This is a genomic window from Pseudomonas sp. B21-009 (assembly GCF_024749345.1).
GTDB lineage: Bacteria > Pseudomonadota > Gammaproteobacteria > Pseudomonadales > Pseudomonadaceae > Aquipseudomonas.
Window position 1 is genome coordinate 1,697,445 of the sequence record NZ_CP087199.1, and the last position, 20,156, is coordinate 1,717,600.

Here is a 20,156-nt window from a genome sequence, read left to right on the forward strand (position 1 = left end):
AATACGTTGCAAAGTACCTACATCAATGGTCTGCCAGGCATTTTTCAGGTGTTGAAAGCGCAGCCCAGTCATGTGGCCTCGGTCTAAGTAAGACAAGGTAAAGAACAAACATGGGTAGCATGCATCCCGTACAGGTGATCGCCGTGACCGGCGGCAAAGGTGGCGTTGGCAAGACTAACGTGTCAGTGAACCTGTCATTGGCGCTGGCTGAGCTTGGCCGTCGGGTCATGCTGCTGGACGCCGACCTGGGCCTGGCCAACGTTGATGTGCTGCTGGGCCTGACGCCCAAGCGCACCCTGGCCGATGTCATTGAAGGCCGTTGCGAACTGCGCGACGTGCTGCTGCAAGGCCCCGGCGGTGTGCGCATCGTGCCGGCGGCCTCGGGCACGCAGAGCATGGTGCACCTGGCCCCGGCCCAGCACGCCGGCCTGATCCAGGCCTTCAGCGAGATCGGCGACAACCTCGACGTGCTGGTGATCGACACCGCTGCAGGTATCGGTGACTCGGTAGTCAGTTTTGTCCGCGCCGCCCAGGAAGTGCTGCTGGTGGTGTGCGACGAGCCCACTTCGATCACTGACGCCTACGCGCTGATCAAGCTGCTCAACCGCGATTACGGCATGAACCGCTTCCGCGTCCTCGCCAACATGGCCCAGAGCCCTCAGGAAGGGCGCAACCTGTTCGCCAAGTTGACCAAGGTCACTGATCGCTTCCTCGATGTCGCCCTACAATACGTCGGTGCGGTGCCTTACGACGAATGTGTGCGCAAGGCGGTGCAGAAGCAGCGAGCGGTCTATGAAGCCTTCCCGCGTTCCAAGTGCGCGCTGGCATTCAAGGCCATTGCCCAGAAGGTCGATAGCTGGCCGCTGCCTGCCAACCCACGGGGGCACCTGGAGTTCTTCGTCGAGCGCCTGGTGCAACCGACGAGTGCGGGTCCGGTGCTATGAACGCCAGTGGTTATCGGATGTACAGCAAGGCTTCGCGTGACGCCCAGTACGAACTGATCGAGCGTTACGCGCCGCTGGTCAAGCGCATCGCCTACCACTTGCTGGCACGTCTGCCGGCCAGTGTGCAGGTGGAGGACCTGATCCAGGCCGGGATGATCGGCCTGCTCGAAGTCGCCAACAAGTATGACGCCAGCAAGGGGGCCAGTTTCGAGACCTACGCCGGCATCCGCATCCGTGGCGCCATGCTCGATGAAGTGCGCAAGGGCGACTGGGCGCCGCGTTCGGTACACCGCAATACCCGCATGGTCAGTGACGCGATTCGTGCAATTGAAGCAAAAACCGGCCGTGACGCTAAAGATCACGAGGTTGCTGCCGAACTTCAATTGAGTCTCGATGATTATTACGGGATTTTGAATGACACCCTGGGCAGCCGCCTGTTCAGTTTCGACGACCTGTTGCAGGACGGCGAACATGAAGGCCTGCACGAGGACGGTGCCAGTGCCCAGCTCGAGCCTTCGCGCGATCTGGAAGACGAGCGTTTTCAGGCAGCCCTGGCCGATGCCATCGCCAACCTGCCGGAACGCGAGCGTCTGGTCCTGGCGCTGTACTACGACGAAGAGCTCAACCTCAAGGAGATCGGTGAGGTCCTGGGGGTGAGCGAGTCGCGTGTCAGCCAGTTGCACAGCCAGTGCGCGGCACGTTTGCGTGGTCGCCTGGGGGAATGGCGGGCGCGTTGAACGCAGGTTCGATGCAGTCGTGAAACGTAGTGCCGAATTGATTGAATGCGCGTTCCGCGCTGAACGCGTTAAAGACTGCTTGGAGGTCTAATTGAACAAAGACATGAAAATCCTCATCGTGGACGACTTTTCGACGATGCGGCGGATCATCAAGAACCTGTTGCGTGATCTGGGCTTTACCAACACCCAGGAAGCCGACGACGGCAACACCGCACTGCCGATGCTCGAAAGCGGTCATTTCGACTTTCTGGTGACCGACTGGAACATGCCTGGCATGTCCGGTATCGACCTGCTGCGCAAAGTGCGTGCCGATGAGCGCCTCAAGCACCTGCCGGTGCTGATGGTGACTGCCGAAGCCAAGCGCGAGCAGATCATCGAAGCCGCCCAGGCCGGGGTCAACGGCTACGTGGTCAAGCCGTTCACTGCCCAGGTGCTGAAAGAAAAGATCGAAAAGATCTTCGAGCGCGTCAATAGCTGAGGTACGCCACGGGGGCGCTATGGAGCAAACACAATCATCCTTGGGCGAGTTTGAGTCGACACTCAAGAAACACGCCCGGGAACTGGTCGACAGCCTTGAACGAGGCAAGTTCGGCGACGCGGTGCAACTGATCCATCAGCTGAACCAGACCCGTGACCTTGGCCTGTATCAGGAAGTCGGCAAACTCACCCGCGAGCTGCACAGCGCGATCGTCAGTTTCCAGATCGACCCGCACATGCCGCAAGCCGAGGAAGTGTCGCAGATCACCGATGCGACCGAACGCCTGTCCTACGTGGTCAAGCTGACCGAGGGCGCGGCCAACCGCACCATGGACCTGGTCGAAGCCAGCACGCCGGTACTCAACGAACTGAGCGACGAGGCCAAGGCGCTGAGTGTCGACTGGCAGCGCTTCATGCGCCGCGAAGTGGCGGCACCGGAGTTCCGTGAGCTGGCCAAGCGTGTCGACAGTTTCCTGACGCGCAGCGAGGAGGGCAACCGCAAGGTCGCCAGCCACCTCAATGACATTCTTCTGGCTCAGGACTACCAAGACCTGACCGGCCAGGTGATCAAACGCGTCACGGCGCTGGTCACCGAAGTAGAAAGCAATCTGCTCAAGCTCGTGCTGATGGCAAGTCAAGTTGACCGTTTTGCCGGTATCGAACATGACCACCAGCAGCTGCGCGCTGAAAAAGATCAAGAAAAACATCCGACTCGGGGTGAAGGTCCGCAGATTCATGCCGATAAGCGTGAAGACGTTGTGTCCGGTCAGGACGATGTCGACGATCTGCTGTCCAGTCTGGGTTTTTAGGGAGCACGTTTAATGAGCTTCGGCGCCGATGAAGAAATCCTTCAGGATTTCCTGGTAGAAGCCGGCGAAATTCTTGAGCAACTGTCCGAGCAATTGGTCGAGCTGGAAAGCCGACCGGATGATGCCGACCTGCTCAATGCGATCTTTCGCGGTTTTCACACTGTAAAAGGGGGCGCCGGCTTCCTCCAGCTCAACGAGCTGGTGGAGTGCTGCCATATCGCCGAAAACGTGTTCGACATCCTGCGCAAGGGTGCCCGACGCGTCGACTCCGAACTGATGGACGTGGTCCTGGAAGCCCTGGACACGGTCAACAGCATGTTCGGCCAGGTTCGCGAGCGCAGCGACATCACCCCGGCGACCCCAGAGCTGCTGGCGGCGCTGTCGCGCCTGGCCGAGCCTGCCGGGGAAGACGAAGCACCAGCCCCTGCCGCTGAGCCCGAGGTGCTTGAAGCGCCGGCGGCCGAGGCCGAGGCGGACATCACCGACACCGAATTCGAACAACTGCTCGACTCGCTCAATGCAGTCAAGGCCGAGGCACAAGCCCAGGACGCCGAGCCTGCCGGTGACGAAATCACCGACGCCGAGTTCGAGTCGCTGCTTGACCAGTTGCACGGCAAGGGCCAGTTCGCCGCCGACAACCTCGGCGGCGCGGCTGAAGCACCGGCTGCTGCAGCTGCCGCTGGCGATGTCAGTGGCGACATCACCGACGATGAATTCGAAGCGCTGCTCGACCAGTTGCACGGCAAGGGTACTTTTGCCGTCGATGCACTGCCGGGCGCTGCTGCCGCGCCTGTGGAAGCCTGCGCGCCTGCCGCGGCTGGCGATCACATCTCCGAGCACGAGTTCGAAGCGCTGCTCGACGAACTGCACGGCAAGGGCAAGTTTGCGCCGGACGCAGTAGCCACGGCTGCACCAGCTGCCAGCGCAGCACCTGCGAAAGCAGCGGCCAAGCCTGCGCCAGCACCTGCCGCCAAGCCAGCTGCTGCGCCAGCCCCTGCGGCCAAAGCAGCGGCTGCGGCGCCTGCACCTGCACGCCAGGCCGCTCCGGCTGCCGAAAAGCACCCTGCCAGCGAAACCGAAACCACCGTACGGGTAGACACCGCGCGGCTCGACGAGATCATGAACATGGTCGGCGAGCTGGTGCTGGTGCGTAACCGCCTGGTGCGCCTGGGCCTGAACAGTGGCGACGAGGCCATGTCCAAGGCCGTGTCGAACCTCGACGTGGTGACCGCCGACCTGCAGACCGCGGTGATGAAAACCCGCATGCAGCCGATCAAGAAGGTCTTCGGACGCTTCCCGCGCCTGGTTCGCGACCTGGCCCGGCAGTTGAAGAAAGAAATCAACCTGGAGCTGGTCGGCGAAGAGACCGACCTCGACAAGAACCTCGTCGAGGCCCTGGCCGACCCGCTGGTGCACTTGGTGCGCAACGCCGTCGACCATGGCGTCGAAACCCCGGAAGAGCGCGAAGCCTCGGGCAAGTCCCGCGGCGGCAAGGTAGTGCTCTCGGCCGAACAGGAAGGCGACCACATCCTGCTGTCGATCTCCGATGACGGCAAGGGCATGGACGCCGACGTGCTGCGGGCCATTGCGGTCAAGCGCGGAGTGATGGACAAGGACGCCGCCGATCGCCTGAGCGAGACCGAGTGCTACAACCTGATCTTCGCCCCGGGCTTCTCGACCAAGACCGAGATTTCCGACGTGTCCGGGCGTGGCGTGGGCATGGACGTGGTGAAAACCAAGATTTCCCAGCTCAACGGCTCGATCAACATCTACTCGACCAAGGGCCTGGGCTCGAAGATCGTCATCAAGGTGCCGCTGACCCTGGCGATCATGCCGACGCTGATGGTCATGCTCGGCAACCAGGCGTTCGCCTTCCCGCTGGTCAACGTCAACGAGATCTTCCACCTCGACCTGTCGCGCACCAACGTGGTCGACGGCCAGGAAGTGGTGATCGTGCGTGACAAGGCCTTGCCGCTGTTCTACCTCAAGCGCTGGCTGGTCAGCTCGGCCGCTCATGAAGAGCAGCGCGAGGGCCATGTGGTGATCCTTTCGGTGGGTACCCAGCGGATCGGCTTCGTCGTCGATCAACTGGTGGGCCAGGAAGAAGTGGTCATCAAGCCGCTGGGCAAGATGCTCCAGGGCACCCCGGGCATGTCGGGCGCCACCATTACCGGTGACGGGCGCATTGCGCTGATCCTCGACGTACCGAGCATGCTCAAGCGTTACGCCGCCCGGCGTATTTGATTCTGGTGGCGCGGCTCACATGCCGCGCCCCCTAATGGAGTGTTTATGGCAGTCAAGGTCCTGGTGGTGGATGATTCCGGTTTCTTCCGCCGCCGCGTCTCGGAAATTCTTTCAGCGGACCCGACTATCCAGGTCGTCGGTACCGCGACCAATGGCAAGGAAGCGATCGACCAGGCGCTGTCGCTCAAGCCCGATGTCATCACCATGGACTACGAAATGCCCATGATGGATGGCATCACCGCCGTGCGTCACATCATGCAGCGTTGCCCGACCCCGGTGCTGATGTTCTCCTCGCTGACCCACGAAGGCGCCCGCGTCACCCTCGATGCGCTGGATGCCGGTGCGGTCGACTACCTGCCGAAGAACTTCGAAGACATCTCGCGCAACCCCGAGAAGGTCAAGCAACTGCTGTGTGAAAAGGTTCATACCATTTCCCGCAGCAACCGTCGTTTCAGTGCCTACGCAAGCCCGGCGCCCGCGCCGCAGCCAGCCGCGCAACCTGCCGTCAGCAGCCTGGGCAGCACGCCTGCACCACGCGCCGCAGCACCTGTGCGCGCAGCGGCTGCGCCAGCATCGAGTGCTTCGCCGGCACCCAAGCGCAAACCCTACAAGCTGGTTGCCATCGGTACTTCCACCGGCGGCCCGGTTGCCCTGCAGCGGGTTCTGACCCAGTTGCCGGCCAACTTCCCGGCGCCGATCGTGCTGATCCAGCACATGCCGGCGGCTTTTACCAAGGCGTTTGCCGAGCGCCTCGACAAGCTGTGCAAGATCAGCGTCAAGGAGGCCGAGGACGGCGACATGCTACGCCCGGGCCTGGCCCTGCTGGCCCCTGGCGGCAAGCAGATGATGGTCGACGGCCGCGGCACGGTGAAGATCCTGCCGGGCGACGAGCGCCTGAATTACAAACCGTGCGTGGACATCACCTTTGGTTCGGCGGCCAAGTCCTATGGCGACAAGGTGCTGTCGGTGGTGCTCACCGGCATGGGCGCCGACGGCCGTGAAGGTGCGCGCCTGCTCAAGCAGGGCGGCAGCACCGTGTGGGCCCAGGATGAAGCCAGCTGCGTGATCTACGGCATGCCCATGGCCATCGTCAAAGCCAACCTGGCAGACGCCGTGTATGGCCTGGACGAGATCGGCAAGCACCTGGTCGAGGCCTGCGTCTGATGGATGTCTTGAGCCTTATCGGGATCATCCTGGCCTTTGTCGCCATTGTGGGCGGCAACTACCTCGAAGGCGGCCACCTGTCGGCACTGCTCAATGGCCCGGCGGCCTTGATCGTGCTCGGCGGCACCCTGGCGGCGGCCTTGCTGCAATCGCCGATGAGCGCCTTCAAGCGCGCGCTGCAGATCGTGCGCTGGATCCTGTTCCCGCCACGGGTCGACCTGGCTGGCGGTATCGACCGGGTCGTCAACTGGTCGCTGACCGCACGCAAGGAAGGCCTGCTGGGCCTGGAAGGCGTCGCCGATGCCGAGCCGGACCCGTACGCACGCAAAGGTCTGCAGTTGCTGGTCGACGGCGCCGAGCCGGAAGCCATTCGCAGCATTCTCGAGGTGGATTTCTACACCCAGGAAAGCCGCGACGTGCAGGCCGCCAAGGTGTTCGAGAGCATGGGCGGCTATGCGCCGACCATCGGTATCATCGGTGCGGTGATGGGCCTGATTCACGTCATGGGCAATCTTGCTGACCCGTCGCAGTTGGGCAACGGCATTGCCGTGGCCTTCGTCGCCACCATTTACGGTGTTGCCAGTGCCAACCTGATCCTGCTGCCGATCGCCAACAAGCTCAAGGCCCTGGCCCTGCGTCAGTCGCGCTACCGGGAAATGCTTCTGGAAGGCTTGCTGTCGATCGCCGAAGGCGAAAACCCGCGCTCGATCGAGCTGAAGCTTCAGGGCTTCATGGAGTAACACATGGCGCGCCGTCGACAACCCGAAGAGCATGAAAACCACGAACGCTGGCTGGTGTCCTACGCCGACTTCATCACCTTGCTGTTTGCCTTCTTCGTGGTCATGTATTCGATCTCGTCGATCAACGAGGGCAAGTACAAGGTCATTTCCCAGGCGCTGATCGGCGTGTTCAACGACCCCGAGCGGAGCATGAAGCCGATCCCCATTGGCGACGAGCGCCCGCTCAGCGTCAAGCCGGCCGAGCCGTTGATCAAGGACAGCGAGCAGGTCGATGCGGGCCTGGCGCAAACCAGTAGCGACCCGCTCAAGACCATCACCGATGACGTGCGCGACGCCTTCGGCGACCTGATCAAGTCCGACCAGATGACCGTGCGCGGCAACGAGCTGTGGGTCGAGATCGAACTCAATTCCTCGCTGCTGTTCGGCAGCGGCGACGCCATGCCAAGCGACGTCGCGTTCAACATCATCGAGAAGGTGGCGAAGATCCTCAAGCCGTTCGCCAACCCGGTGCACGTCGAAGGCTTTACCGACGACCTGCCGATTCGCACCGCGCAGTACCCGACCAACTGGGAGCTGTCATCGGCACGGGCGGCGAGTATCGTCCGCCTGCTGGCGATGGAAGGGGTGAACCCGGCGCGCATGGCATCGGTCGGCTATGGCGAGTTCCAGCCGATCGCCGCCAACGACAGCGCCGAAGGCCGGGCGCGCAACCGACGGGTGGTGCTGGTGATCTCGCGCAACCTCGAAGTACGCCGCAGCCTGACTGGCACTGGCAGCGCCAATGCCACCCCGGACGCGGCGATGAAGCGGGCTGGCACACAAACTGCACCGCCAGCGGTAGCACCGACGGTGGGCGACAATCGCGTCAATTCCCCGTCACCGACCCTATAACCGATCCCGGCAGGGCAGGCTGCCGTACCGGGAGGAAGCAACGCAATGAGAGTCTGGGCAGTAGCCAATCAAAAAGGTGGAGTCGGCAAGACCACCACGTCCATCGCCCTGGCCGGCCTGCTGGCCGAGGCGGGCAAGCGCGTGGTTGTCGTCGACCTCGACCCGCACGGGTCGATGACCAGCTACTTCGGGCACAACCCCGATGCGCTGGAGCACAGTTGCTACGACCTGTTCCTGCACAAGGGCACGGTGCCCGAGGGCTTGCCCGGGCAATTGCTGTTGCCCACCAGCGACGAGAAAATCTCGCTGCTGCCCTCGAGCACAGCCCTGGCCGTGCTTGAGCGCCAGTCGCCGGGCCAGAGTGGCCTGGGCCTGGTGATCGCCAAGTCTCTGGCGCAGCTTTGGCAGGATTTCGACTACGCCATCATCGACAGCCCGCCGTTGCTCGGCGTGCTGATGGTCAACGCCCTGGCGGCCAGCCAGCAGTTGGTGATCCCGGTGCAAACCGAGTACCTGGCGGTCAAGGGCCTGGAGCGCATGGTCAGCACCCTGGCGATGGTCAACCGCTCGCGCAAGCAGGCCTTGCCTTACCACATCGTGCCGACCCTGTTCGACCGCCGGACCCAGGCCTCGATGGGTACCTTGCGGGTGCTGCGCGACGCTTACCCCGAGCATATCTGGCAAGGCTACATCCCGGTCGACACGCGCCTGCGTGACGCCAGCCGGGCTGGGCTGACACCCTCGCAGTTCGACGGCAAAAGCCGCGGCGTGGTGGCTTACCGCGCCTTGCTCAAGCACCTGCTGACGCAGAACCTTGCCTTGCAGGTGGCCTGATGAATCGCCCTCAACAGCTTGCCAGCCGGCCGCAGATGGCCTTGCAGAGCTACCTCGATGGCTTGCTGCAGGAGGCCACCGAAGAACTTGACGAGGTGCTGCCGGTTTCGGTTGAGCCCGACGAATTCCAGGCGGCTGTGCGCGAAGAGCAGGCCCGCGATGCCCAGGTGGCGGCCCAGGCCGTGGTAAAACCCGAGCCACTGCCGTTTGCCGAACCGCCTCGGCCGGTATTGCCGCTGACCTTGCCAGCGGTTGTCGAGCCGGTGCTGGAGCCTGTGGTCGAAGTGCCTGAGGTTGCCCAGGTTGCCCAGGTTGCACCGGTCGAGCCATTGGTCGACGTGCACCTGCCGCCGGCGCCCAATCAACCGGTACCGCCGGCCACCATCGATGGCCGTCCGGCCTGGGCTGCCGAGCCGTTCGAATGCCTGCTGTTCGATGTTGCCGGCCTGACTCTGGCAGTACCGCTGGTGTGCCTGGGCTCGATCTACTCGCTGGCCGGCCATGAACTGACACCGCTGTTCGGCCAGCCTGACTGGTTCCTTGGCATCCTGCCGAGCCAGAGCGGTAACCTCAAGGTATTGGATACCGCCCGCTGGGTCATGCCCGACCGTTACCGGGACGACTTTCGCCAGGGCCTACAGTACGTGATTTCGGTCCAGGGTTACGAATGGGGCCTGGCGGTGCATCAGGTCAGCCGTTCGCTGCGCCTGGACCCCAACGAGATCAAGTGGCGCAGCCAGCGTGGCCAGCGGCCATGGCTGGCCGGCACCGTGATTGAACACATGTGCGCGTTGCTCGACGTCGCCGAGCTGGCCGAGTTGATCGCCAGCGGCGCAGTCAAGCAACTGCACACCACCCATAAATAATCGGCCGCATCTGCCGCGACCGCACTGAGCACACCGCCGATGGCGGAATTTGAGGGATAGGGGAATGAAAAAATCGTCTGCACAAGGTTCCGAAGATCCGATCCTGCAGTGGGTGACCTTCAAACTGGACAACGAGTCCTACGGCATCAATGTGATGCAGGTGCAGGAAGTCCTGCGCTACACCGAGATCGCCCCGGTCCCGGGTGCCCCGAGCTACGTGCTGGGCATCATCAACCTGCGCGGTAACGTGGTCACCGTGATCGACACCCGCCAGCGCTTCGGCCTGCTGTCCAGCGAGATCACCGACAACACCCGTATCGTCATCATCGAAGCCGACAAGCAAGTGGTCGGCATCCTGGTCGACAGCGTTGCCGAAGTGGTTTACCTGCGTCAGTCGGAAATCGAGACCGCGCCGAATGTCGGCAACGAAGAATCGGCCAAGTTCATCCAGGGCGTGTGCAACAAGAACAACGAACTGCTGATTCTGGTCGAGCTGGACAAGATGATGACCGAGGAAGAGTGGTCCGAGCTGGAGAACATCTGAGTTGATCCTCGAGGTTGCAGTCATATTTCTGGCGCTGCTCTGGGCGGTCAGCCTGTGGTTCTTCCTGAACTACAGCAAGCGCCAGCGCGAGCTGGCCGCGCAACAGGCCCAGGGCGATGCCGTGCGTGACCAGCGCATCAAGGACCTGGCCAAAAGCCTGGACGACTACCAGAACGGCAGCGTGCGTATGGGCGAAGCCCTGCACGAGCTGCGCGCGGTGGTTGCGCCCTTGCCGGACAAGCTCCTGCAACTGGAGCAGCGTGACCCCAACAGCCTGTCGTTTGCGCAAGCGGCGCGGCTGGTGGGCATGGGTGCCAGCGTCGATGAGCTGACCCAGTCCTGTGGTTTGACCCAGGCTGAGGCGGAGTTGATGAGCAAGTTGCACCGCAGCTGAGGGTTGCAGTGAATCAATCGCGGGGCAAGCCCGCTCCTACACCTTGTGTGGGAGCGGGCTTGCCCCGCGATGCTTTCAGGTACCCGGCAATCTCAGGTCGGTAGGGGTGATATCGCGCTCCTGCGGCCCCTCGTCGACAAACCCCACCGGCACCTTGCCCTTGAGCTGCCAGGCAAAGGCGATGATTTCGGCGATGGTCAGGTACAGGGCCTCGGGGATCTGATCGCCCAATTCCATGCGCGCCAACAGGCGCACCAGTTCGGCGTTCTCGTAGATCGGCACTTCATGCTCGCGGGCAATCTTCAGGATTGCCTCGGCCAGCTCGTCGTCGCCCTTGGCGCTGAGGGTCGGGGCCTGCTGACCGTCGTAAGTCAGGGCGATGGCCTGGCGTGGGTTCTTGTCGCTCATGCCTGTTCATCCACCCATCGTTGTTCCAGGTGCGTACGCGGCCCCTGGGGCGGTGTGCCGTGATGGCAGTGCAGTTCGGTAACGTTCAGGCCACGGGCCAGCAAGCGTTCGCGCAAGTTGCCAAGCTGGCTTTCGATCAATTGCGCAGTGCTCGGCCGTTCGGCCCATAGCTGGCTCGACAGGCTGCCCTGGGTGATTTGCGCCTGCACCTGCAGTGGCCCCAGTGGATCGAGATCGAAGGCCAGCTCAATGCGCCAGAGCATTTCCAGAGGATCGCGACGCTCACGTTCCGGGTCGCTTTGCTGCTCCGGGGTTTCTTCGCGCTGCAGCTTCATTTGCAGCGGCATGAAGTCCTGACCGTTGCGCAGGGGGATTTCCAGTTGCCAGGTGGTTTGCAGGTTGCCATCGGCGGTGGTGCCGGTCTGCTCAAGGCTTGCCAACTGATGGCTTTGCAGGCGCGAGATGGCTGAGGCGGCCAGGCGCAACAGGTGCTCGAGGTCGCCTTCCCCATCCTGGCTTGGCAATGACCGTGAGGGCAGGGGGAAGCCGCCGGGCTGTGGCCGCGGGCTGACCTGGCCGAGCATGCCCAGGGCGCTGCGGACCATGCCGGGCATGACCTGGGCCAGGGTACTGGCGGCCGCGGCGGGGTTGAAGGTGGCGTTGCCCGGCAGCCCCGGCAGCAGTTGCGCCACCAGGCGCGTCACCTGCGCCTTGAGGTCAGGTGCGAGTGTCGCGGGCAGCCCGGCCAGCAGCTTGGCCTCAAGAAACACGCCGCTGTTGCTCAGGGCCTGGGCCAGGCCTTTAGGGTCGCTGAGCTGACGCACATCCGGCAGGCTGGCCAGCAACTTGTCGACGTTGACGCGTACCTCGGCGGGCTGATTGTTATCGCTGCGCACCTGCTGCAGGGCGCTGAGCAAACCCTGCAGTGAGGCTTGGCGGCTCTGCTGGCTGCTCAATTGCTGGCTGATTGCCAGTTGTTCCTGGCGGCCGCTGAGCGGCACGAAGCTCAGCGACTGATCGCCCTGCACCCGGGCACTGAGCAAGCTGCCCACCGTTAGCGGACGCGGGCTGTCGATGGCCAGGGTGGCGCCGGCCTGCGGGCCGCCGAGCAAAGTGACCAGCGAGCGAAACTGCGCCAATTGGCCGGCGTTTGCCGGCAATGCCTGGCTGGTAACGACCTTGCCTTGCAGCAGGGTGCCCACCGGCAGCTCGCGGGTGTCGATGCGGGTCAGGGTGGCGACGCTGCTGGCGATGGCTTGCTGCACTGTAATGCTCAGGTTGGCATTGCTGCTCTGGGTGACCGCCAGCTGGCTGCCCTGGGCCAGGGGCAGGGTGCTGCTGGCCTGGACATTGGTTTGCTTGCCGTTGTCCTGGGTCAGCTTGAGCAGCATCTGGAAGTCCTGGCCGACCTGGCGCAGGGCCAAGACCTCGGCCTTGGCGGTTTCGCCCGGGGCCAGCAGGGCCTGCTGCGGTTGCAGCAGGCGCAGCAGTTCGCCGGTCATCGCCGAGCGTAGCTGCGGGCTGGCCGGAATCTGTGTGCCGAGGTTGTTGATTTCGCCTGTCATCCGCTCGCAACCTGTTGAAATAGCCCTCTTTGCAGTAGGACATCACATGTATAATGCCGCCCGATCTTTGGCGATCAGCGCGGCCGGGCCACATCGTCGTTGCCAGTATAACGGCAAGGCCGGGACCGACTTGAGACAGGCATCCCAAGCATAAGGCGAAACCGTGACCCCTCATCTCCAAGCCGTGGGCCTGGCCTGCGAGCGCGACTGGCGAATGCTCTTCGAAAACCTCGAATTGCACCTGGGCGCAGGCGACATGCTGCAGATCAGCGGCCCCAACGGCAGTGGCAAGACCAGCCTGTTGCGCCTGATGGCCGGGCTCATGAGCCCGACCGCCGGGCAGATTCTAGTCAGCGGCAAGCCGTTGGCCGAACAGCGCAACGAACTGGCGCGGATCCTCCTGTGGATCGGCCACGCCGCCGGCATCAAGGATGTCCTCAGCCCCGAAGAGAACCTCGCCTGGCTCTGCGCCCTGCATCGCCCGGCAGCGCCGGCGGCGATCCGCACGGCCCTTGAAGCGGTCGGCCTGCGCGGCTTCGAAGACGTCCCCTGCCACACCCTGTCGGCCGGCCAGCAACGCCGCGTGGCCCTGGCCCGGCTGTACCTGGACAGCCCGCCGCTGTGGATTCTCGACGAACCGTTCACTGCCCTCGACAAACAGGGCGTGGCCCAGCTCGAAGCGCACCTGGCCGCCCATTGCGAGCAGGGCGGCATGGTCGTGCTGACCACCCACCACACGCTGGAGCGCAAGCCGTCCGGTTACCGTGAACTGAACCTGGGGCAGTGGGCCGCATGAGTGTCTTTGTGCTGTTGTTGCGCCGTGAAGCGCGCCTGTTGTGCCGACGTCCCGCCGAGCTTGCCAACCCGCTGGTGTTCTTCGCGATCGTCGTTGCGCTGTTCCCGTTGGCGGTCGGACCCGAGACTCAATTGTTGCAAACCTTGTCTCCGGGGCTGGTCTGGGTGGCAGCGCTTTTATCGGTTCTGCTCTCGCTGGACGGGCTTTTCCGCAGTGATTTCGAGGATGGCTCGCTCGAACAGTGGGTCCTTTCGTCGCACCCCCTGCCTCTTCTGGTGCTGGCGAAAGTGCTGGCACACTGGGCCTTTTCCGGCCTGGCACTGGTATTGTTGGCACCCTTGCTGGCACTGATGCTAGGTTTGCCTGCGGCGTGCCTGCCGGTACTGCTGGCATCGCTCTTGCTCGGTACCCCGGTACTGAGCCTGTTGGGCGCCGTGGGTGCGGCCCTGACAGTCGGCTTGAAACGTGGCGGCCTGCTGCTGGCGCTACTTATTTTGCCGTTATATATCCCGGTATTGATCCTGGGCAGTGGCGCCTTGCAGGCGGCACTGCAAGCTATGCCGGCGACCGGTTATCTGCTCTGGCTTGGCAGCCTGACCGCCCTGGCAGTAACTCTGGCACCCTTTGCAATAGCGGCTGGCCTGAAGATCAGCGTCGGCGAATAATGAGGTCTGGGCCCAGCCCAGCAAAGACCCTGGATGTACCGTGATGAAAAGCAGCGCAATCAGCTGGACGTGGTTTCACAAACTGGGTTCACCCAAATGGTTCTATTCCATCAGCGGGCGGATGCTGCCGTGGCTGGCGATTGCCGCCATCCTGCTGATCGGCATCGGCGTTGTCTGGGGCCTGGCCTTCGCGCCCCAGGATTACCAGCAAGGTAACAGCTTCCGGATCATCTACATCCACGTGCCGGCGGCGATGCTTGCCCAGTCCTGCTACGTGATGCTGGCGGTGGCCGGGGTGGTGGGCCTGGTGTGGAAGATGAAGATCGCCGACGTCGCCCTGCAATGCGCGGCGCCCATCGGCGCCTGGATGACCGCCGTGGCGCTGGTCACCGGCGCCATCTGGGGCAAGCCGACCTGGGGCAGTTGGTGGGTCTGGGATGCGCGACTGACGTCGATGCTGATCCTGCTTTTTCTGTACTTCGGTCTCATTGCCCTGAGCCATGCCATCAGCAATCGTGAGAGCGCGGCCAAGGCCTGCGCGGTGCTGGCCATCGTCGGGGTGATCAACATCCCGATCATCAAGTACTCGGTGGAGTGGTGGAACACCCTGCACCAGGGCGCCACCTTCACCCTCACCGAAAAGCCGGCGATGCCCGCCGAGATGTGGCTGCCGCTGCTGCTGACGGTGCTGGGTTTCTACTGCTTCTTCGGCGCCGTGCTGTTGTTGCGCATGCGCCTTGAAGTACTCAAGCGCGAGGCGCGCGCCAGCTGGGTCAAGGAGGAGGTATTGAACAGCCTGGGTCGGGAGATGGCGCGATGAGCTTTGCCTCCTTCAGTGATTTTCTCGCCATGGGCCATCACGGCCTGTACGTCTGGTCGGCCTACGGCATCTGCCTGCTGGTGCTGGCCCTCAACGTCGCCGCGCCGGTGCGCGCCAAGCGCCGTTATTTGCAAGAACAGGCGCGCCGTCTGCGCCGGGAGAACAAGCCGTGAATCCGCAGCGTAAAAAGCGTCTGTTCATCATCCTCGGCCTGCTGGCCGGGATTGGCATTGCCGTGGGCCTGGCCCTGAGTGCCCTGCAACAGAACATCAACCTGTTCTACACCCCGACCCAGATCGCCAACGGCGAAGCGCCGCTGGACACCCGCATCCGCGCTGGCGGCATGGTCGAGAAAGGCTCGCTGCAACGCTCCGGCGACTCGCTGGACGTGCGCTTCGTGGTCACCGACTTCAACAAATCGGTGCCAATCACCTACCGCGGCATCCTCCCCGACCTGTTCCGCGAAGGGCAGGGCATCGTCGCCCTAGGCAAGCTCAACGCCGAAGGCGTGGTAGTGGCCGATGAAGTGCTGGCCAAACACGACGAGAAATACATGCCGCCAGAGGTCACCAAGGCCCTCAAGGAAAGCGGCCAGGTCGCCACCGATGCCGGAGCCAAGCCATGAATGCGGCACTGATCATTCCTGAACTGGGCCAGTTGGCGATGATCCTGGCGATCTGCTTCGCCTGTGTCCAGGCCACCATCCCGCTGCTCGGCGCCTGGCGCGGCGACAGCCTGTGGATGAGCCTGGCGCGCCCGGCCGCCTGGGGCCAGTTCGCCTTTCTGGCGTTCGCCTTCGCCTGCCTGACCCACGCCTTCATGACCGACAACTTCTCGGTCGCCTATGTGGCCAACAACTCCAACAGCGCCTTGCCCTGGTACTTCAAGTTCAGCGCCGTGTGGGGCGCCCACGAGGGCTCGCTGCTGCTGTGGGCGATGATCCTCGGCGGCTGGACCTTTGCCGTGTCGATCTTCTCCCGGCAATTGCCGCAGGTGATGCTGGCGCGGGTACTGGCGGTGATGGGCATGATCAGCGTCGGCTTCCTGTCGTTCCTGATCATCACCTCCAACCCGTTCAAGCGCCTGCTGCCGCAGATGCCGAGTGACGGCGCCGACCTCAACCCGCTGCTGCAGGACATCGGCCTGATCGTTCACCCGCCGATGCTGTACATGGGCTACGTGGGCTTCTCGGTGGCCTTCGCCTTCGCCATCGCCGCCTTGCTTGGCGGGCGCCTGGACGCCGCCTGGGCGCGCTGGTCGCGGCCGTGGACCATCGTCGCCTGGGCCTTCCTCGGTATCGGCATCACCCTCGGTTCCTGGTGGGCCTATTACGAGCTGGGCTGGGGCGGCTGGTGGTTCTGGGACCCGGTCGAGAACGCCTCGTTCATGCCCTGGCTGGTCGGCACCGCGCTGATTCACTCGCTGGCGGTCACCGAGAAGCGCGGCGTGTTCAAGAGCTGGACGGTGCTGTTGGCCATTGCCGCGTTCTCCCTGAGCCTGCTGGGTACCTTCCTGGTGCGTTCCGGGGTACTGACCTCGGTGCATGCCTTCGCCTCCGACCCTGAGCGCGGCATCTTCATCCTGATCTTCCTGCTGTTCGTGGTCGGCGGTTCGCTGACCCTGTTCGCCCTGCGCGCGCCAGTGGTCAAGAGCCAGGTCGGCTTTGCCCTGTGGTCGCGGGAAACCCTGCTGCTGGCCAATAACCTGATTCTGGTGGTGGCGGCGTCGATGATCCTGCTCGGCACCCTTTACCCGCTGATTCTCGATGCCCTGACCGGGGCCAAGCTGTCGGTCGGCCCGCCGTACTTCGATGCGCTGTTCATCCCGTTGATGGCGCTGTTGATGGTGGTCATGGCGGTGGGCGTGCTGGTGCGCTGGAAAGACACCCCGAGCAAATGGCTGCTGGGCATGCTCACCCCGGTGCTGATCGCCAGCGCCGTGCTGGCGCCGATCGGCGGCCTGCTGGTGGATGACTTTGACTGGCAGGTGCTGACCACCTTTGCCCTGGCTGCGTGGATTGTCCTGGCCGGGGCCCGCGACATCCTCGACAAGACCCGCCACAAAGGCTTGTTCAAAGGCCTGCGCGGCCTCAATCGCAGCTACTGGGGCATGCACGTCGCCCACCTGGGCCTGGCGGTGTGCGCCCTGGGCGTGGTGCTGTCGAGCAACAACAGCGCCGAACGCGACCTGCGCCTGGCGCCGGGCGAGTCGGTGGAGCTGGCCGGTTACCAGTTCATCTTCGAGGGCGCCAAGCATTTTGAGGGGCCGAACTTCACCTCCGACAAGGGCACCGTGCGGGTGGTCGAAAACGGTCGTGAGATCAGCGTGCTGCACCCGGAAAAACGCCTGTACACCGTGCAGCAGTCGATGATGACCGAAGCCGGCATCGATGCCGGTTTCACCCGTGATCTCTACGTCGCCCTCGGCGAGCCGCTGGATAACGGCGCCTGGGCGGTGCGGGTGCACGTCAAGCCGTTTGTGCGCTGGATCTGGCTGGGCGGCCTGCTGACCGGCCTGGGCGGTTTGCTGGCGGCACTGGATGGTCGCTATCGCGTCAAGGTCAAAACCCGTGTGCGTGAGGCACTGGGCATGTCTGGAGCTACTGCATGAAGCGTTGGATCATGGTGCTGCCGCTGGCGGTGTTTCTGCTGGTGGCGGTGTTTCTCTACCGCGGGCTGTTCCTCGACCCGAGCGAACTGCCCTCGGCGATGATCGGCAAGCCGTTCCCGGCCTTTGCCCTGCAATCGGTCGACGGCAAGCCGCTGACCGAGGCCGACCTGCTCGGCAAGCCGGCGCTGGTCAACGTCTGGGCCACCTGGTGCCCGTCGTGCAAGGTCGAGCACCCGTACCTGAACAAGCTGGCCGAGCAGGGCGTGGTGATCCACGGCGTCAACTACAAGGACGACAACGCCGCCGCACTGAAGTGGCTGGCCGAGTTCCACAACCCCTACCAGCTCGACATCCGTGACGAGCAGGGCAGCCTGGGCCTGGACCTGGGTGTTTATGGCGCGCCGGAAACCTTCCTGATCGATGCCAAGGGCGTCATCCGCTACAAGCACGTCGGGGTGGTTGACGCGACCGTTTGGCGCGAGCAACTGGCGCCGCAGTACCAGAGCCTGGTCGATGAGGCCAAGCCATGAAGCGCTGGCTGGCGGCCGCCGTCCTCGGCCTGAGCCTGGCCGGGGTAACCCAGGCGGCGATCGATACCTACCAGTTTGCCGATGAGGCGGAACGCGCGCGTTATCACGAGCTGACCAAGGAACTGCGCTGCCCCAAGTGCCAGAACCAGGACATCGCCGACTCCAACGCACCGATTGCCGCCGACCTGCGCCGGGAGATCTTCCGCATGCTCGGCGAGGGCCAGAGCAATCAGCAGATCATCGACTTCATGGTCGATCGCTACGGTGATTTCGTCCGCTACAAACCGGCCCTGAGCGCCCGCACCTGGCTGCTCTGGTTTGGCCCTGGCGTGTTGCTGCTGGGCGGCTTCACCGTGCTCGCGCTGATCGTGCGCAAGCGCCGTGGCCAGGCGGCAGCAGGCAACGCCGACCTTTCGTCCGAGGAGCGTGAGCGCCTCGCCAAATTGCTGGACAAAGAACAGACCCATGACTGATTTCTGGCTTGCTGCAGGCCTGCTGTTGCTGGTGGCCCTGAGCTTTTTGCTGATCCCGGTGTTGCGCGGCCGTCGTGCGCAACAGGAAGAAGACCGTACCGCCCTCAACGTCGCCCTGTATCAGGAGCGCGTCGCCGAACTGGCAAGCCAGCAGGCCGCCGGGGTGCTCGATGCCGAGCAGTTCGGCAAGGGCCGCGACGAGGCCGCGCGCGAGCTGCTGGCCGACACCGAGGGCGCTGAACCGCAGCGCCTGGGCCGCCTGGGCAAACCCTTGCCGCTGCTGGCGGCGGTGCTGGTGCCGCTGATGGGCCTGGGCCTGTACCTGCACTTTGGTGCCAGCGAGCAGGTCGAGCTGACCCAGCAGTTCGCCAAGGCGCCGCAGTCCATGGAAGAAATGACCCGCCGCCTGGAGCTGGCCGTCAAGGCCCAGCCGGATTCGGCCGAAGGCTTGTACTTCCTTGGCCGTGCCTACATGGCCCAGGAGCGTCCGGCCGACGCCGCCAAGGTCTTCGAGCGTGCCGCCGCGGTTGCCGGGCGCCAGCCGGAGCTGCTCGGGCAGTGGGCGCAGGCGCTGTACTTTGCCAACAACAAGCAATGGAGCGGGCAATTGCAGGCCCTCACCGACGAAGCGCTCAAGGCCGACCCCAACGAAGTCACCAGCCTTGGCCTGCTGGGCATCGCTGCGTTCGAGGCCGAGCATTACCAGCAAGCCATCGATTACTGGAACCGCCTGCTGGCGCAACTGCCCGAGGGCGACGCCTCGCGGGCAGCGCTGCAGGGCGGTATCGAGCGCGCCAGCGACAAGCTCAAGGCCGGCGAGGGCAAGGCCGCACCGGCAGTTGCCGAGCAGGGCACGGCACGCCTGAAGGTTCGGGTCGAGCTTGCGGCGGCGCTCAAGGACAAGGTCAAGGCCGATGACACTGTATTCATCTTTGCCCGTGCAAGTTCCGGCCCGCCGATGCCGCTGGCGGCCAAGCGGGTAACCGTGGCGCAGCTGCCGATCGAGGTCGAGCTGAGCGACAGCGACGCGATGATGCCGAACATGAAACTGTCGAGCTTCCCTGAAGTCCAACTGGTTGCGCGCATCTCTCGCGCTGGCCAGCCGACCCAGGGCGAATGGGTTGGCAAGGGTGCTCCGCTGGCCAGCAGCACGACCGCTGCGCAGCACCTGACCATCGACAGCCCGGACCAGTAAGAGACCGACTATGAACAGCATCGCACGCCTGACCCTTCTTTCCCTGGTTGTGGGCTTGAGTGCATGTACCGTTCACCAGCCCTCCGAACCCACCGCGCCGCCAGTCGAAACCCTGCCACCGGGCCCGGGCAGCAAGCCTGCGCCCAAGCCGGGCGCGGTGCCAAGCAAGCCGGCCGTGACCCCGGTGCCCAAGCCAGTGCAGCGTACCTCACCGAGCTTTGCGCCTCCGCCCGGTGGCGCCAGCCACTGGGACCCGCGCCTGGGCGTGTATGTGCTCGACGGCAAGACCAACACCTTCTATCGCCAGCGCACCTACTACCGCTGGAACAACGGCTGGAGCTGGTCGACCAACCTCAACGGCCCCTGGCAGGAAACCGACAGCAGTGGCGTGCCGGGCGGTCTGGGCCGGGCTTTCGCCCAGTAACCTGAGCTGCGCATAATGCCCCCTCG

General features: G+C 64.0%; 24 protein-coding genes. 22 read left to right on the forward strand and 2 right to left on the reverse strand.

Annotated elements, in window-relative coordinates; all coding sequences use genetic code 11:
- The first annotated feature begins 110 nt into the window (after positions 1-110).
- The 12 genes from fleN to LOY34_RS07910 all read left to right on the forward strand — a co-directional run bounded on the left by fleN (position 111) and on the right by LOY34_RS07910 (position 10,644).
- Positions 111-944 (forward strand): flagellar synthesis regulator FleN, encoded by an 834-nt coding sequence (fleN, locus tag LOY34_RS07855; RefSeq protein ID WP_016393812.1) that lies wholly within the window; start codon positions 111-113, stop codon positions 942-944.
- A complete protein-coding gene (gene fliA, locus LOY34_RS07860; RefSeq protein WP_010225024.1) occupies positions 941-1,681 on the forward strand; it encodes an RNA polymerase sigma factor FliA in 741 nt (246 codons plus the stop codon). The genes fleN and fliA overlap by 4 nt, the downstream gene beginning before the upstream one ends.
- 103 nt (positions 1,682-1,784) lie before the next feature.
- A complete protein-coding gene (locus LOY34_RS07865; RefSeq protein WP_036990294.1) occupies positions 1,785-2,159 on the forward strand; it encodes a chemotaxis response regulator CheY in 375 nt (124 codons plus the stop codon).
- Between the two features lie 19 nt (positions 2,160-2,178).
- A complete protein-coding gene (locus tag LOY34_RS07870) occupies positions 2,179-2,967 on the forward strand; it encodes a protein phosphatase CheZ (protein WP_045200319.1) in 789 nt (262 codons plus the stop codon).
- Positions 2,968-2,979: 12 nt separating this feature from the next.
- A complete protein-coding gene (locus LOY34_RS07875) occupies positions 2,980-5,211 on the forward strand; it encodes a chemotaxis protein CheA (protein ID WP_195883375.1) in 2,232 nt (743 codons plus the stop codon).
- Positions 5,212-5,256: 45 nt separating this feature from the next.
- Complete coding sequence (locus LOY34_RS07880; protein WP_045200324.1) at positions 5,257-6,375, forward strand: chemotaxis response regulator protein-glutamate methylesterase; 1,119 nt, start codon at positions 5,257-5,259, stop codon at positions 6,373-6,375.
- On the forward strand, positions 6,375-7,115 hold the full coding sequence (locus LOY34_RS07885) for a flagellar motor protein (RefSeq protein ID WP_045200326.1): 741 nt from the start codon (positions 6,375-6,377) through the stop codon (positions 7,113-7,115). The genes LOY34_RS07880 and LOY34_RS07885 overlap by 1 nt, the downstream gene beginning before the upstream one ends.
- Before the next feature lie 3 nt (positions 7,116-7,118).
- Positions 7,119-8,006, forward strand: a complete 888-nt coding sequence (motD, locus tag LOY34_RS07890) for a flagellar motor protein MotD (protein WP_045200328.1) — start codon at positions 7,119-7,121, stop codon at positions 8,004-8,006.
- A 45-nt stretch (positions 8,007-8,051) separates the two neighbouring features.
- Positions 8,052-8,840, forward strand: a complete 789-nt coding sequence (locus LOY34_RS07895) for a ParA family protein (protein ID WP_045200330.1) — start codon at positions 8,052-8,054, stop codon at positions 8,838-8,840.
- A complete protein-coding gene (locus LOY34_RS07900) occupies positions 8,840-9,706 on the forward strand; it encodes a CheW domain-containing protein (RefSeq protein WP_195883376.1) in 867 nt (288 codons plus the stop codon). The genes LOY34_RS07895 and LOY34_RS07900 overlap by 1 nt, the downstream gene beginning before the upstream one ends.
- Positions 9,707-9,770: 64 nt before the next feature.
- Positions 9,771-10,250, forward strand: a complete 480-nt coding sequence (locus LOY34_RS07905; protein WP_010225041.1) for a chemotaxis protein CheW — start codon at positions 9,771-9,773, stop codon at positions 10,248-10,250.
- Position 10,251: 1 nt separating this feature from the next.
- The gene (locus LOY34_RS07910; RefSeq protein ID WP_038996358.1) at positions 10,252-10,644 is read left to right on the forward strand and encodes a DUF2802 domain-containing protein; all 393 of its coding nucleotides are present in this window, start codon (positions 10,252-10,254) and stop codon (positions 10,642-10,644) included.
- 75 nt (positions 10,645-10,719) lie between these two features.
- Here LOY34_RS07910 and LOY34_RS07915 read toward each other — a convergent pair whose 3' ends face one another.
- Both LOY34_RS07915 and LOY34_RS07920 read right to left on the reverse strand, forming a co-directional pair.
- Positions 10,720-11,052, reverse strand: coding sequence for an EscU/YscU/HrcU family type III secretion system export apparatus switch protein (locus tag LOY34_RS07915; RefSeq protein WP_045200334.1), 333 nt, complete (start codon positions 11,050-11,052; stop codon positions 10,720-10,722).
- Entirely contained in the window at positions 11,049-12,617 is a 1,569-nt protein-coding gene (locus tag LOY34_RS07920; protein WP_045200336.1) for a flagellar hook-length control protein FliK, read from the reverse strand. Before LOY34_RS07920 ends, LOY34_RS07915 begins: the two co-directional genes overlap by 4 nt.
- 163 nt (positions 12,618-12,780) lie before the next feature.
- Between LOY34_RS07920 and ccmA the strand changes: the two genes are divergently transcribed.
- The 10 genes from ccmA to LOY34_RS07970 are packed head-to-tail and all read left to right on the forward strand — an operon-like array spanning position 12,781 to position 20,130.
- Positions 12,781-13,413, forward strand: coding sequence for a cytochrome c biogenesis heme-transporting ATPase CcmA (gene ccmA, locus LOY34_RS07925; RefSeq protein ID WP_045200338.1), 633 nt, complete (start codon positions 12,781-12,783; stop codon positions 13,411-13,413).
- Positions 13,410-14,078: a heme exporter protein CcmB gene (gene ccmB / locus LOY34_RS07930; RefSeq protein ID WP_026001415.1), complete on the forward strand. Its 669-nt coding sequence runs from the start codon at positions 13,410-13,412 to the stop codon at positions 14,076-14,078. The genes ccmA and ccmB overlap by 4 nt, the downstream gene beginning before the upstream one ends.
- Positions 14,079-14,121: 43 nt before the next feature.
- On the forward strand, positions 14,122-14,898 hold the full coding sequence (locus LOY34_RS07935) for a heme ABC transporter permease (RefSeq protein WP_038996353.1): 777 nt from the start codon (positions 14,122-14,124) through the stop codon (positions 14,896-14,898).
- On the forward strand, positions 14,895-15,071 hold the full coding sequence (gene ccmD, locus LOY34_RS07940) for a heme exporter protein CcmD (RefSeq protein WP_038996352.1): 177 nt from the start codon (positions 14,895-14,897) through the stop codon (positions 15,069-15,071). Before LOY34_RS07935 ends, ccmD begins: the two co-directional genes overlap by 4 nt.
- Positions 15,068-15,523, forward strand: a complete 456-nt coding sequence (gene ccmE / locus LOY34_RS07945; protein ID WP_045200340.1) for a cytochrome c maturation protein CcmE — start codon at positions 15,068-15,070, stop codon at positions 15,521-15,523. The genes ccmD and ccmE overlap by 4 nt, the downstream gene beginning before the upstream one ends.
- An 11-nt stretch (positions 15,524-15,534) precedes the next feature.
- Positions 15,535-17,508 carry a heme lyase CcmF/NrfE family subunit gene (locus LOY34_RS07950; protein WP_176794336.1) on the forward strand — a complete coding sequence of 658 codons (1,974 nt, stop codon included), beginning with the start codon at positions 15,535-15,537 and terminating at the stop codon, positions 17,506-17,508.
- Complete coding sequence (locus LOY34_RS07955) at positions 17,505-18,038, forward strand: DsbE family thiol:disulfide interchange protein (RefSeq protein ID WP_045200344.1); 534 nt, start codon at positions 17,505-17,507, stop codon at positions 18,036-18,038. Before LOY34_RS07950 ends, LOY34_RS07955 begins: the two co-directional genes overlap by 4 nt.
- Positions 18,035-18,511 (forward strand): cytochrome c-type biogenesis protein, encoded by a 477-nt coding sequence (locus tag LOY34_RS07960; protein WP_045200346.1) that lies wholly within the window; start codon positions 18,035-18,037, stop codon positions 18,509-18,511. The genes LOY34_RS07955 and LOY34_RS07960 overlap by 4 nt, the downstream gene beginning before the upstream one ends.
- Positions 18,504-19,706, forward strand: coding sequence for a c-type cytochrome biogenesis protein CcmI (gene ccmI, locus LOY34_RS07965; protein WP_195883377.1), 1,203 nt, complete (start codon positions 18,504-18,506; stop codon positions 19,704-19,706). The genes LOY34_RS07960 and ccmI overlap by 8 nt, the downstream gene beginning before the upstream one ends.
- A gap of 10 nt (positions 19,707-19,716) precedes the next feature.
- A complete protein-coding gene (locus tag LOY34_RS07970; protein WP_195883378.1) occupies positions 19,717-20,130 on the forward strand; it encodes a hypothetical protein in 414 nt (137 codons plus the stop codon).
- The last annotated feature ends 26 nt before the right edge of the window (positions 20,131-20,156 follow it).

What these genes read in the sequence shown, in the direction of transcription:
- LOY34_RS07880 (WP_045200324.1), top strand. Translation starts at nt 5,257, where the DNA reads ATGGCAGTCAAGGTCCTGGTGGTGGATGATTCCGGTTTCTTCCGCCGC.
- LOY34_RS07895 (WP_045200330.1), top strand. Translation starts at nt 8,052, where the DNA reads ATGAGAGTCTGGGCAGTAGCCAATCAAAAAGGTGGAGTCGGCAAGACC.
- ccmD (WP_038996352.1), top strand. Translation starts at nt 14,895, where the DNA reads ATGAGCTTTGCCTCCTTCAGTGATTTTCTCGCCATGGGCCATCACGGC.
- LOY34_RS07870 (WP_045200319.1), top strand. Translation starts at nt 2,179, where the DNA reads ATGGAGCAAACACAATCATCCTTGGGCGAGTTTGAGTCGACACTCAAG.
- LOY34_RS07955 (WP_045200344.1), top strand. Translation starts at nt 17,505, where the DNA reads ATGAAGCGTTGGATCATGGTGCTGCCGCTGGCGGTGTTTCTGCTGGTG.
- fliA (WP_010225024.1), top strand. Translation starts at nt 941, where the DNA reads ATGAACGCCAGTGGTTATCGGATGTACAGCAAGGCTTCGCGTGACGCC.
- LOY34_RS07900 (WP_195883376.1), top strand. Translation starts at nt 8,840, where the DNA reads ATGAATCGCCCTCAACAGCTTGCCAGCCGGCCGCAGATGGCCTTGCAG.
- fleN (WP_016393812.1), top strand. Translation starts at nt 111, where the DNA reads ATGGGTAGCATGCATCCCGTACAGGTGATCGCCGTGACCGGCGGCAAA.
- LOY34_RS07885 (WP_045200326.1), top strand. Translation starts at nt 6,375, where the DNA reads ATGGATGTCTTGAGCCTTATCGGGATCATCCTGGCCTTTGTCGCCATT.
- motD (WP_045200328.1), top strand. Translation starts at nt 7,119, where the DNA reads ATGGCGCGCCGTCGACAACCCGAAGAGCATGAAAACCACGAACGCTGG.
- LOY34_RS07875 (WP_195883375.1), top strand. Translation starts at nt 2,980, where the DNA reads ATGAGCTTCGGCGCCGATGAAGAAATCCTTCAGGATTTCCTGGTAGAA.
- LOY34_RS07905 (WP_010225041.1), top strand. Translation starts at nt 9,771, where the DNA reads ATGAAAAAATCGTCTGCACAAGGTTCCGAAGATCCGATCCTGCAGTGG.
- ccmB (WP_026001415.1), top strand. Translation starts at nt 13,410, where the DNA reads ATGAGTGTCTTTGTGCTGTTGTTGCGCCGTGAAGCGCGCCTGTTGTGC.
- LOY34_RS07920 (WP_045200336.1), bottom strand. Translation starts at nt 12,617, where the DNA reads ATGACAGGCGAAATCAACAACCTCGGCACACAGATTCCGGCCAGCCCG.
- LOY34_RS07865 (WP_036990294.1), top strand. Translation starts at nt 1,785, where the DNA reads ATGAAAATCCTCATCGTGGACGACTTTTCGACGATGCGGCGGATCATC.
- LOY34_RS07915 (WP_045200334.1), bottom strand. Translation starts at nt 11,052, where the DNA reads ATGAGCGACAAGAACCCACGCCAGGCCATCGCCCTGACTTACGACGGT.
- ccmI (WP_195883377.1), top strand. Translation starts at nt 18,504, where the DNA reads ATGACTGATTTCTGGCTTGCTGCAGGCCTGCTGTTGCTGGTGGCCCTG.
- LOY34_RS07935 (WP_038996353.1), top strand. Translation starts at nt 14,122, where the DNA reads ATGAAAAGCAGCGCAATCAGCTGGACGTGGTTTCACAAACTGGGTTCA.
- LOY34_RS07960 (WP_045200346.1), top strand. Translation starts at nt 18,035, where the DNA reads ATGAAGCGCTGGCTGGCGGCCGCCGTCCTCGGCCTGAGCCTGGCCGGG.
- LOY34_RS07970 (WP_195883378.1), top strand. Translation starts at nt 19,717, where the DNA reads ATGAACAGCATCGCACGCCTGACCCTTCTTTCCCTGGTTGTGGGCTTG.